The sequence below is a fragment of the Pyxidicoccus caerfyrddinensis genome, from assembly GCF_010894405.1.
Taxonomy (GTDB): Bacteria; Myxococcota; Myxococcia; order Myxococcales; family Myxococcaceae; genus Myxococcus; species Myxococcus caerfyrddinensis.
Genome location: NZ_JAAIYA010000011.1, coordinates 17,629 through 26,902, shown reverse-complemented (window position 1 = coordinate 26,902; position 9,274 = coordinate 17,629). Strand labels below are relative to the sequence as shown.

General features: G+C 66.8%; 11 protein-coding genes. 4 read left to right on the top strand and 7 right to left on the bottom strand.

Annotated features, from left to right (window positions below; translation table 11 throughout):
* Nucleotides 1-121: 121 nt before the first annotated feature.
* Entirely contained in the window at nt 122-2,245 is a 2,124-nt protein-coding gene (gene sctV / locus G4D86_RS26035; protein ID WP_163996738.1) for a type III secretion system export apparatus subunit SctV, read from the bottom strand.
* A gap of 251 nt (nt 2,246-2,496) precedes the next feature.
* Between sctV and G4D86_RS26030 the strand changes: the two genes are divergently transcribed.
* On the top strand, nt 2,497-3,276 hold the full coding sequence (locus tag G4D86_RS26030) for a carboxypeptidase-like regulatory domain-containing protein (RefSeq protein ID WP_240360478.1): 780 nt from the start codon (nt 2,497-2,499) through the stop codon (nt 3,274-3,276).
* 37 nt (nt 3,277-3,313) lie between these two features.
* Here G4D86_RS26030 and G4D86_RS26025 read toward each other — a convergent pair whose 3' ends face one another.
* Entirely contained in the window at nt 3,314-3,784 is a 471-nt protein-coding gene (locus G4D86_RS26025) for a tetratricopeptide repeat protein (protein WP_163996736.1), read from the bottom strand.
* A 258-nt stretch (nt 3,785-4,042) separates the two neighbouring features.
* On the opposite strand from G4D86_RS26025, the gene G4D86_RS26020 reads away from it, so the two are divergent.
* Together G4D86_RS26020 and G4D86_RS26015 are read left to right on the top strand one after the other, a co-directional pair.
* Nucleotides 4,043-4,270, top strand: a complete 228-nt coding sequence (locus G4D86_RS26020) for a hypothetical protein (protein WP_163996733.1) — start codon at nt 4,043-4,045, stop codon at nt 4,268-4,270.
* Between the two features lie 305 nt (nt 4,271-4,575).
* Nucleotides 4,576-4,803: a hypothetical protein gene (locus G4D86_RS26015; RefSeq protein WP_163996733.1), complete on the top strand. Its 228-nt coding sequence runs from the start codon at nt 4,576-4,578 to the stop codon at nt 4,801-4,803.
* Nucleotides 4,804-5,196: 393 nt separating this feature from the next.
* On the opposite strand, the gene G4D86_RS26010 is transcribed toward G4D86_RS26015, so the two are convergent.
* Nucleotides 5,197-5,703: a tetratricopeptide repeat protein gene (locus G4D86_RS26010; RefSeq protein WP_240360477.1), complete on the bottom strand. Its 507-nt coding sequence runs from the start codon at nt 5,701-5,703 to the stop codon at nt 5,197-5,199.
* A 59-nt stretch (nt 5,704-5,762) separates the two neighbouring features.
* On the bottom strand, nt 5,763-6,842 hold the full coding sequence (locus G4D86_RS26005; protein WP_163996734.1) for a DUF1521 domain-containing protein: 1,080 nt from the start codon (nt 6,840-6,842) through the stop codon (nt 5,763-5,765).
* Between the two features lie 287 nt (nt 6,843-7,129).
* Here G4D86_RS26005 and G4D86_RS26000 point away from each other — a divergent pair, with 287 nt between their 5' ends.
* A complete protein-coding gene (locus G4D86_RS26000) occupies nt 7,130-7,357 on the top strand; it encodes a hypothetical protein (RefSeq protein ID WP_163996733.1) in 228 nt (75 codons plus the stop codon).
* Nucleotides 7,358-7,649: 292 nt separating this feature from the next.
* Here G4D86_RS26000 and G4D86_RS25995 read toward each other — a convergent pair whose 3' ends face one another.
* The 3 genes from G4D86_RS25995 to G4D86_RS25985 form a co-directional block, all read right to left on the bottom strand.
* The gene (locus tag G4D86_RS25995; protein ID WP_163996732.1) at nt 7,650-8,027 is read right to left on the bottom strand and encodes a hypothetical protein; all 378 of its coding nucleotides are present in this window, start codon (nt 8,025-8,027) and stop codon (nt 7,650-7,652) included.
* A 91-nt stretch (nt 8,028-8,118) separates the two neighbouring features.
* Nucleotides 8,119-8,700, bottom strand: a complete 582-nt coding sequence (locus G4D86_RS25990) for a hypothetical protein (protein ID WP_163996731.1) — start codon at nt 8,698-8,700, stop codon at nt 8,119-8,121.
* Between the two features lie 96 nt (nt 8,701-8,796).
* Nucleotides 8,797-9,273 carry a SycD/LcrH family type III secretion system chaperone gene (locus G4D86_RS25985; RefSeq protein WP_163996730.1) on the bottom strand — a complete coding sequence of 159 codons (477 nt, stop codon included), beginning with the start codon at nt 9,271-9,273 and terminating at the stop codon, nt 8,797-8,799.
* Nucleotide 9,274 lies beyond the last annotated feature (1 nt).

Genomic DNA, 9,274 nt, shown 5'->3' with positions numbered 1-9,274 from the left:
AAGAAGCCGACCCGGCGGGCGCTGACGGAGCGCGAGGGACGCGCCCGCTCCAGCGCGGCTGCGCTCATCCTGACAGGGAGCGAGGGACGGGCCCCCATGGGAGCCCGTTCAAGCGCGGGTGCTACCGCGTGGAGATGCGGGCCACGGGCTGGATGTTCAGCTCGGGCGACAGCTCCTGGTAGCTGAGGACGGAGAACGAGGGGTTGAACTCGTACTCCAGCAGCTTCCGCACGTAGCGGCGGATGTCCATGGCGGTGAGGATGACGGGGCGCTGGGCGCTGGGCGGCAGGTGTCCGCACTCCGAGCGCACGGCCTGGACGATTTCCTGCGCCAGCTCCGGCTCCAGCGCGAGGTGCGCGCCCGCCGAGGTCCGCTTCACGGAGCCGCGGATGGCCTCCTCGATGTTCGGGTCCAGCAGGTACACCACGAGGGTGCCGGTGCCGCGCGCGTACTTGTGCGAGATGTAGCGGCGCTGGGCGGCGCGCACGTGCTCGGTGAGCATGACGTTGTCCGCCTCCACCTGCCCGTACTCGGCCAGGGCCTGGAGGATGCCGCGCAAGTCACGCACGGAGATCTCCTCCTCCACGAGGCGCTGCAGGATGTCCGTCAGCTTCAGCACGTTGACGACCTTCGGCACCACCTCCTTGACGATGGCGGGGAAGGCCTTCTCGAGCTGCTCCAGCATCGTCTGCGTCTCCTGCACGCCGACGAACTCACGGGCGTTGCGCCGCAGCACGGCGGCCGTGTGCAGGATGATGTAGCCGGGCACGTCCCAGGTGGTGAGGCCCGCGGCCTCCAGCGTCTCCCGGTGCTGCTCGGGCACCCACGCGGCCGGCTGGCGGGTGGCGGGGTTGATGGCCTCGAAGCCCTGGATGTTCATCAGCTTGAGGCGGTCCACCGTGTCGTTGACGAGGATGTGCCCCAGCGTGGCCTGGCCGGTGACGACGGGCACCTCGTTGATTTGAATCTGGTACGCGCCCGGCGGCAGGGACGCGTTGCCACGGGCGCGCACGCCCGGGAAGCGCACGCCCAGCTCCACGAAGAGGCCGTCGCGCATGAAGGGGATGAGCTCGAAGAGGAACTTCCCGTTGTCCTGGCGCGAGTCCACGTAGGGCACCAGCGCGTCGGAGACCTCCAGGACGATGGGCGTGACGACGGGGATGAAGAGCTCGGAGTCCGGGTTCATCGGCTCCTTGGGCGCGGGCTCGGTCGCCATCGGCGTCCCGTTGTCCGTCTCCAGGGCCGGGCCCGCCTCCTCCACCACCTCCGCCATCTTCTGCTTCTTGAGCATCGACCAGGCGCCGAAGCCGGCGCCCGCGCCCAGGAGGAAGAAGGGAATCTTCGGCAGACCGGGGACGAGGCCGAGCACGATGAGCATGCCCGCCGCGATGGCGATGGCCTTCGGGTAGGCGGTGAGCTGGCTGCCCATGTCCATGCCGAGGTGGGCCCCCTCCTCCTCGCCGCCCACGCGCGTCACGATGATGCCGGCGCTGGTGGAGATGAGGATGGCGGGAATCATGCTCACCAGGCCGTCACCGATGGTGAGCAGCGTGTACTTCTGCGCCGCGTCGCCCGCGGACATCCCCTTCTGCGTCACTCCGATGATGAGGCCGCCGACGATGTTGACGACGGTGATGATGATGCTGGCGATGGCGTCGCCCTTCACGAACTTCATGGCGCCGTCCATGGCGCCGAAGAGCTGGCTCTCACGCTCCAAGTCGCGGCGCTTCTTCTTGCCCTGGTCCTGGTCGATGGAGCCCGCGCGGAGGTCCGCGTCGATGGACATCTGCTTGCCCGGCATCGCGTCCAGGGTGAAGCGCGCGGCCACTTCCGCGACGCGCTCCGAGCCCTTGGAGATGACGATGAAGTTCACGATGACGAGGATGATGAAGAGGATGGCGCCGACGACGAAGTTGCCCTGCACCACGAAGTTGCCGAACGCGATGACGACTTCACCCGGGTCACCCGTCAACAGGATGAGTCGCGTGGTGGAGATGGTCAGCGACAGCCGGAACATCGTGGTGATGAGCAGCAGTGTCGGAAACACCGTGAGGTGTAGCGCCGCTGGCACGTAGAGCGACACCAGCAGCAACACCACCGAGATGCTGATGTTCAGCGTCAGCAGCACGTCCAGCAGGATCGTGGGCAGCGGGACGATCATCATCCCGACGATGCACACGACCACCAACGCCAGGACGATGTCGGAGTACTTCGAGAGGAAGCTGTTCGGATTGGAGGCGGCCATCAGCGGACAGGCATCCTAGGCCAACCTGGGCCTGTTCTGTCAGGGGGGGCCCCACCGACCTGGAACTTTCCCGTGCCACGGCGCCCTCCCCCAGACGGAAGCAAGCAGCCAGCCGACCTTCGCGGGCGATACTGCTTGCGCGGCGTCAGGCCTCGCGGATTCATGCCCCCTTGACGTGCCCTGTCACACCCGGGCCGGGACAGGCAGTCTGAAACGCCAGGAGAAACACGATGCGACTGAGGAAGCGTTCCGTGAGCTGGAGTCTCTCGCTGTTGCTGATGCTGGGCTCGTCCATCGCCTGCTCGGCATGCTCGAGCGACGGGGACGGCAAGGAGGACGGGGGCGGGAACCAGCAGGTGGAGACCAACGTGCTGAAGGGCAAGGTCCTGGACACCACGGGCAAGCCGCTCGCGGGGGCACAGGTGGTCGCCGACAACCAGGTCCTCCAGAACTCCACCGTGTCGGGCACGTCGGGCTCGGATGGAACGTACCGCCTGGAGCTGGGCAAGGCGGCCGTCACCTGGAACGCCAGCGCCCAGATTCAGCGGCAGTACAACGGCAAGACGTACAAGTTCGACCTGCACCCCTCCAACCCCGCCTCCTTCGCCACGAACGAGGGCGCCGTCCGCGACTTCACCTGGAAGCTCACCGGTGAGCGCCCCCAGGGGGGCACGTATGGCGGCAAGGTGCTCTTCAACCTGACGGCGTACGTGGACCCCGAGGACCCGAACACGCCGCTGGAGCGGGAGAACGTCGAGCTGACGCTGACGCCGTCGGGCCCGCTGGTGGATGGCAGCGCCGGGGCGCCGCTGACGGCCCGGGGCACCAACTCGGGGGACGGCTTCGGCCTGCAGGATGTGGCGCTGGGGCGCTACACGGTGACGGCGCGTTACGCGCCGGCGGGGAAGACGGCCCGGACCATGGTCGTCCGGCTGAATGGCGGCGACGCGTACTCCAGCTCGCTGACGGCGGACTTCCAGACCATCGCCAGCACGGTGCAGCGCATCGACCTGGAGATGAAGTTCCCCTGAGCGCGATTCCGTAGCGAACCGGGCCGGGGCCGCGTGACTACGCGGGGCTGTCGCTCCCCGGTCCGGCGTGCTGGGCGTCCTCCACGCTCTCCAGCGCCGCCGCGGCGAGCATCCGTGCCCGGGCGCTCAAGGGGTCCTGCCCCTGCGGATCCAGGCTGACGGCGTGGTTGAAGTCGCGGGCGGCCTCCATCACCTTGCCCAGGCGCAGGTACACCTCGCCCCGGTTGACGAACGGGGTGAGGTCCGTCGGGTCCAGCTCGATGGCGCGGTTGAAGTAGGACTCGGCCACGTCCAGGTCCTCGAGGGCCAGGTGGCAGGCCCCGAGCGCCGTCTGGAAGTAGGGCTCCGTGGGGTCCCTGGCGGCCAGGGCCTCGAAGATGGCCAGCGACTCGCTGAAGCGGCCGTCCTGGAAGAGGTTGAAGCCTTCGGTGGCCTGCTCGAGCATCTCCGGGCCGGAGAGGGGCTTCGCCTCGTTCTTGGACACCGTTGCCTTTGATTCGGTCGTCATCTGCACACATCCCTCATGAGGGCGGGAGGACGGCCCCGGGTACCGGCAAGGGCAGTCGGTACCGGGCGCCGGGAGCTTAGACTGTTATCGGGTCATCCAACAACGCGGTGCACTCGGGAGAATCACGAGTGCTCCCGGGACGGGCGAAAAAATGGATCAGAAAATCCCGAGGAAACTTCCGACCCCCTCCGCCCCATAATCCTTTTGTAAGCAGCGCCGCCGCAAACCACCCGCTTCCTACTCTCTCTGGAGAACGCCATGACCACCGCCACCACCGCCGCCGCGTCCCTCACGAAGGCCCTCGGGAACAGCCAGGGCCTGAGCGCTCTGGAGGAGAAGTCCCTGTCCGGTCTGACCGGTCCGGACCGTGACCGCGCCGAGGCCCAGCTGATGCTCCAGAAGCAGCAGGAGGCCACCGCGTTCGCCTCCAACATCATCAAGAAGCTCAACGAGATCGCGATGTCCGTCATCGGCAACATCAAGTAATCAGGTTGCCCGAAGTCGCTGTCTCGAGAGCCGGCCTCCCTCACGGGATGCCGGCTCTTCGCTTTTGCGGGCCTGGGCTTTCCGGCAGTGCTCGTAGCTCCCGCTTCAGCGGTGTTGCCTCCGGGAGGCCTGCCCGCCCTCCTCCAGCTGGCGCTGGACTCGGGAGAATCACGAGTGCTCCCGGGACGGGCAGAAAAAATGGATCAGAAAATCCCGAGGAAACTTCCGACCCCCTCCGCCCCATAATCCTTTTGTAAGCAGCGCCGCCGCAAACCACCCGCTTCCTACTCTCTCTGGAGAACGCCATGACCACCGCCACCACCGCCGCCGCGTCCCTCACGAAGGCCCTCGGGAACAGCCAGGGCCTGAGCGCTCTGGAGGAGAAGTCCCTGTCCGGTCTGACCGGTCCGGACCGTGACCGCGCCGAGGCCCAGCTGATGCTCCAGAAGCAGCAGGAGGCCACCGCCTTCGCCTCCAACATCATCAAGAAGCTCAACGAGATCGCGATGTCCGTCATCGGCAACATCAAGTAATCAGGTTGCCTGACGTCGCTGTCTTGGAGCCGGTGTCCCTCTCGGGATGCCGGCTCTTCGCTTTTGCGGGCCTGGTTTCCCCAAGGGCCTCGCGGCCCTGGCGTCGTCTCCGGGCCGCCGGCCCGCTGTGCGCTGCCTGGCGCTGCACGGGCCCGAGCACCTGCCCCGGCTGGCGCGCTCCCGAAGCACGGGCTTCCGAGCACCTGCCCCAGCTGGCGCGCTCCCGAAGCACGGGCTTCCGAGCACGCTCCGAGCTGACTCTCCGCCGAGGCACGGACCCGCTCGCGTGCGGTGCCCCCGCAGGTCGCGGAGCAATGCCCCGCAAAAGCCAAGGCCCGGCGCAGCGCGAACCTCGCGCCGCCCGGGCCTGGAGGGGACACCCGTGGGTGCCCGCTACTTGGACTTCTTCGCCTGCTCCGCCTGCTGCTTCAGCGCGAGCAGCGTCCCGTGAGCGCGCTGCGTCGCACGCCGCGTGAGCGACGGGTCCTTCTGGATGGCGGCGCTGAGGTCGGCGAGCGCCTCAGGCACCTGACCGCGGCGCAGGTGGATTTCTCCCCGTCCGGCGAGCGCATCCACATGGCCGTTGTTGAACTGGAGGGCCAGGTTGAACTCGTCGAAGGCCTCATCGAACCGCTCGAGCGTCATGAACGTCGCCGCGAGCTGGGCGTGGAAGACGGCGTCCGTGGGCGACGCCGCCACCAGTCCCTGGAAGATGGTCAACGCCTGCTGCGTGCTTCCCGCCTGCAGGAGCTGATGCGCGGTGTTCGCCCAGCGGTACATGTCCTCCTTGGAGACACCGAGGAACTGACCGAGGGTGACCTCACCCCGGATGACCGCCTCGGCGAGGGGCTCCGGGACGGCGGACTTGTTGCTATCTCCAGCAGGGGGCGTGTCGCTCACGACGACCTCGAGAAGGGCCAGGCACTCCCGCACCTGGCCCGGTGGGATGGTTCCAGCGCTTAGAACATCTGGGTGCCGCGGAAGCGCACCATATCATTCAGCTTGGAGACCTGCTCCAGGGCGCGGAACATGTCGCCCATCGCCTTGAAGGACTGGGTCATCGCGCTGCGGTGCTGGCCCCGGTCGTACTTGCCGAACATGTCGTCCGTCTTGCGGAACGGGTTGAAGCCGTTCGAGCGGGTGTTCTTCAGCTGGTCGAACAGCTTGCTGATGGCGTTGAAGGTGTCGCTCAGCTTGGACAGGTCCGCCCACGCCGGCTGCTTCTTCGTCGTCGTCGGGGTGGTGTGGTTCTGGGTGGCGGTGTTCTGGCCCGGCTTGAAGGTGAACGGGTCCTTCGCCGTCTTGATGACGTCACCGCCCTGCTCGGAGCCGATGATCTCCTTGCCGTCGAACGTCCAGTCGTCCGTCTCATTGCCCATGCGGAACACGTCCGCCTTGGGGTTGGAGTGGAAGCGGACCACCTCGTCCAGGCCGTCCTGCGTCGGCTTGCCGACCTTGCCCTTGCCCTTGTCGATGTCCGTCACGCGCACGTGGCTGTCGCCGGAGACGATGTCCAGCTGGCCCGTCACCGTCATGCCGTTGCCGTAGGGCTTGGTGGTGACGTTGATGCGGGTGCCGTCGCCGAGGACGAACGCCGAGTCACGCTTGAAGTCGAACGTGCCGCCATCGCCCTCCGCGACGTGCGGGTCACCCCAGACGCGGGTGTTCTTGCCGTCCGGACCGGTCACCTTCCACTCGAACTGGCCCAGCTGCTCGATCTGGTAGCCGCCCGGGGTGGTGATCTTCCCGTTGTCGTCCACCTTGAGGGAGTTCTGCTCGCGAACCGAGTCCAGGGGGTTCGGCTTCTCGGAGGGGAAGCACCCACCCGGGCCCGCCGCGATGCCCTGGGAGTCAGAGGCCTTGGACATCTGATCCACGAACTTGGTGGCCAGGTTGACGGCCTTCTCCACCAGGTTCAGCGTCGACTCGATGAGCTTCGCGTTCTGGGCGAGCGCCGTCTTGTTGACGCTGCCAAAGGACATCATCTGCGCGGGGTTCAGCTGACGGTTGCCAACATTGCCACCGATGGTGTTCGACATGACTTGGTACCCCCAGAATTGATTGGAAATAAATGGGTGAGCTGTGCGGCTACACATTTATTTTCGAAGTTCGCGTCCCGGAGTTTCGCCTATCAAGCGACCTTTCCAAAGAAGGCCGATCTAGCCCGCATCCTTAGAGGGCTGGAAAGAGGGCTGGAAGCCCCCCTTGCCAGGGGGGGATAAAGAATCGGAAAATCCCGAGGAAACTTCCGACCCCGTCCGCCCCATAATCCTTTTGTAAGCAGCGCCGCCGCAAACCACCCGCTTCCCACTCTCTGGAGAACGCCATGACCACCGCCACCACCGCCGCCGCGTCCCTCACGAAGGCCCTCGGGAACAGCCAGGGCCTGAGCGCTCTGGAGGAGAAGTCCCTGTCCGGTCTGACCGGTCCGGACCGTGACCGCGCCGAGGCCCAGCTGATGCTCCAGAAGCAGCAGGAGGCCACCGCCTTCGCCTCCAACATCATCAAGAAGCTCAACGAGATCGCGATGTCCGTCATCGGCAACATCAAGTAATCAGGTTGCCTGACGTCGCTGTCTTGGAGCCGGTGTCCCTCTCGGGATGCCGGCTCTTCGCTTTTGCGGGCCTGGTTTCCCCAACGCCCATGCGGCCTTACGGGCTACAGCGGGCCCTACGGGAGCCAGCAGGCCTTACGGGCTCCAGCGGGCCGGACGGCCTCCAGCGGCCGTCCGGCCCACCCTGCCGCAGGGCGCCAAAAAGACCACCGCCCGGATCAACCCTCTTGCGAGGGGACCCGGGCGGCGGGGGAAAGCGAACGAATGGGGTGGATGCCCGAAGGCGTCCGACTCAGCCCCACATGTCCCTGAGCAGCTCCTTGCGGCGGCTCATCAGCTTGTTGAAGAAGTTGTCGTCCCGCATCTTGTTGAAGACGGCGTTCGTCTCGTGCTTGGACGTGGTCTCCTCCGCCTTCTTCTTGATCTCCTCGGTGGAGGCGTTCGGGTTGTCCCGGACGAAGGCCTCCATGTCCGTCTTGACCTTCTCCTTGACGGAGTCGATGCGGCCGTCGCCCAGGTACTTCAGGCTGCCCTTGACCTCGGAATCGGTCATCCGGCCCACGGCGGAGTCCAGCACGCTCTGCCAGGCGTTGGTCTGCTCGGCGGCGCTGGTCTTCTGGGTGTTGCCGCCGGCGGCGGGGCGCGGCGTATTCGAAATGGTGTTGCCCATGGGGGAAGCTCCTTGGGAAATCAGTCTCAGAGGAGTTATCGGCGGAGGGGCGCGGAAGTTGCGTTCCCGCGCCCCGTCTTCCGATCCAGGACTAACCCTTGAGCTTGCCCAGGCTGGGGTTCTTCATCCAGGCCTTGAAGGACTCCAGCTCCTTCTGCTCGGCCTTGACGTCCGGCGTCGCGGCGGGAGGCGGAGGCGCCTCGCCGGTGAGCGACGCGTGCTTCTTGCCGCCCGACTCGAATGCATCCTTCGCGCCAGCCGCCGCGGGAGCCTTGCCAGCCGGGGCCTTCCCGGCGGGAGCGGCCGCCGAGGTCGCCGCGGGAGCCGCGTCGGCCGCGAAGCCGCGGGCGTTCAGGTACGCCTGCATCCACTCGACGGACTCCACGAGCACCGTCGGCATGTTGGCGAGCGCCGGGTTCTTCTCGGCCTCACCCAGGTGACGGGAGAACGCATCCTTCACGTCCTGGTAGAGCTGGAAGCTCAGCGACGCGCCCGGCTTGGTGTTGGTGATCAGCGCCGCCATCTTCCGCATCACCTGCTGGAGCGTGCCGGTCGCCGTCTTCGCGTGCTTCTCCAGCTCGGGGATGATGCGCTCGCGCTTGGCGACCAGGTCGGCCGGAGCTTCCGGCGGCATCTCTGCGGGAACGCGCGGATCAGGGTTGGGATTCGACATGTCAACAACCTCCATGACGACGAAAGTGGAACTGCGGGCAGCCTAGCAGACTCCCGGTTTTTCGTTTCATTCCGGAAGTGACGGTTGACCCACCCGTCACCTGCGACCGAGCGCCGTGAGCATGGCCCCGGCCTTGCGGACGACGGGGTCATCCTCGGGCGTCATGGCCGCGGCCCGGCGCAGGTCCTCCACCGCCTGCGGCTTCTGGCCGAGCGCGAGCTTCACCTCGGCGCGGCCGACGTAGACGGAGGGGTCCTGCGGAGACAGCTTGGCGGCCACGTCGAAGGCGGCGAGCGCGCCCTGCCCGTTTCCGGCGGCCATCTCCACCACGCCCAGCGCCTTGGCGAAGTACCCGTCCGTGGGGTTCACCGCGTACAGCCCCTGGAAGAGGGTGCGCGCCTCGCTGATGCGGCCCTGGTAGAAGAAGAAGTAGGCCGTCTTCGCAATCGCGTACAGCTCGTCGTCCGAGTAGCCGCGCACGTCCTTCAGCGTGGCCTTGCCTTCCGCCCAGCGCTGCAGCGTGGCCGTGAGCTTCGCCTCGTCCTGAGGGTCCTCCGGGTCCAACACGGCCATG